The organism is Shewanella surugensis (assembly GCF_023284005.1).
Taxonomy (GTDB): Bacteria; Pseudomonadota; Gammaproteobacteria; order Enterobacterales; family Shewanellaceae; genus Shewanella; species Shewanella surugensis.
The window spans coordinates 1-1,609 of sequence record NZ_JAKIKS010000297.1; the positions used below are offsets into that span (position 1 = coordinate 1).

General features: G+C 35.1%; 1 protein-coding gene and 1 pseudogene. Both read left to right on the forward strand.

What is annotated here, in order from left to right; translation table 11 throughout:
* Positions 1 to 433 precede the first annotated feature (433 nt).
* Positions 434 to 559, forward strand: a pseudogene (locus L2764_RS27100) (DDE-type integrase/transposase/recombinase); the annotation flags it as partial.
* Between the two features lie 126 nt (positions 560 to 685).
* Entirely contained in the window at positions 686 to 1,393 is a 708-nt protein-coding gene (locus L2764_RS27105) for a hypothetical protein (protein ID WP_248943435.1), read from the forward strand.
* Positions 1,394 to 1,609 lie beyond the last annotated feature (216 nt).

Here is a 1,609-nt window from a genome sequence, read left to right on the forward strand (position 1 = left end):
TGCGGTGCGCCAAGTCAGCGAAATAAGCTAAAAAAGGCGAGTTGGGACGATGATTACAGGGCAAAAGTTTTCTTTGGTTAATTATCCGACAAAGTATGCTCCCGCCCTGATACTTACGCAGCCAGCGGCGGGGAATCAGACCCACTGAGATTGAAGATTTAGAATATATTTCTAAATGATATGAAATCTTGACTAATGTCTAATATTGTATTTTATAATAAAAAGTTATCTTTGCTTAAAGTAAATTTACAGGGAGCATTCCGTTTTAATTATTCTATTAAAAATCACTGAATATATGAAAGTTAAATAAAGCCGATGAATATCCATCTCAATTAATAAGATAAATTACATATTCATTATATTAGTGAAGTGTAATGCTTTGGGAAAGTAATGTTTTACTGGATAGAATAAGTTTTACAAGTTAATGATTATAAATAAAAGGAATAATCATGCGACTTATCAATTTTTGAAGCGATGCTTGAAGTATTACAAAAAAGACAAGCAACCTAAGACATTAAACATAGACAAACACGCTGTTTATACGTATGCCATAGCGAGATCACTTTAGCACTACCTTAAAACAAATCAAGATTAAATGTTTGATAATAAATGGTATTTACTGAGTGTTACCATATCAGGATGTTTTATAACATCGACTGTCATATAATTTACAGGAAAAAATAAAATGAATAAAGTAAGTATATTATTTCTAATGATTTTTCAATTACAGTTCGTCTCACAAGCCAGTGAAGTATTAACAAGTGAAGAACTGATAACAGCCTATCCGAGTATTTCAGCAGATAGCGAAAGGGCGGAAAATAAAGCGGTATTATGTCCATTCATACGTATGTTAGAAAGAGCTGGCCGGTTTGATTCTGAACATCCTGAAAATAATAGTGATATCATGGTAGGACTTATTGACTTCACAGCAAAAGCAAAAGAGTTTGGCTGTGGCATTCTCGGCTGTGGTACCGTTGCCACATTAGTGTCAGCAGGACAGTTAACGCATCCGTCGGACGTCTATCATGGTAAGGCCCAAATTGGCCATATTAATATTACTAATTTACATCAAGCCAGAGGCGTCGCTCATGAATGTGGCTTCACATTTAGTTATGGCGATACCGAAGTTAATGATGTGACCCGTAGCAATACTCTGGAAAAATTACTGGCTGAAGCCGATCCTCAGGGCCGTTTAAACCAGAATGATATTATGAAAGTTAAATTAGATATTTGTGCTGAACAAAACGTTGAGATCAGCAGTGCAGGAGAAGTTGAAGCTGGGCTTATTTTTAAATACCTTGGTGGTGAAGATCGCGGATATGTAGAATATGAAGATATTGTACGTTTATTCAACGCGACCATGCCGAAGACTAAAGCTATGAACTTATTATAAATTAAAAGATAATATTCCGGCTATTTCCACTTTCCTGTAGGTATGGGAAACTATATATACATATATATGGACACTCGGCTAAGTGAGTAAAATCACTAACCGAGGTCTTAGAGATCCCCTCATTTTTTGATCTTTAAATAATGCCGAATATTGATCGATATATATGATGTTGTTCAAGGTATCGATTAAAATTATCCATCAATGGCTTTGCCCATT

What these genes read in the sequence shown, in the direction of transcription:
- L2764_RS27105 (WP_248943435.1), top strand. Translation starts at nt 686, where the DNA reads ATGAATAAAGTAAGTATATTATTTCTAATGATTTTTCAATTACAGTTC.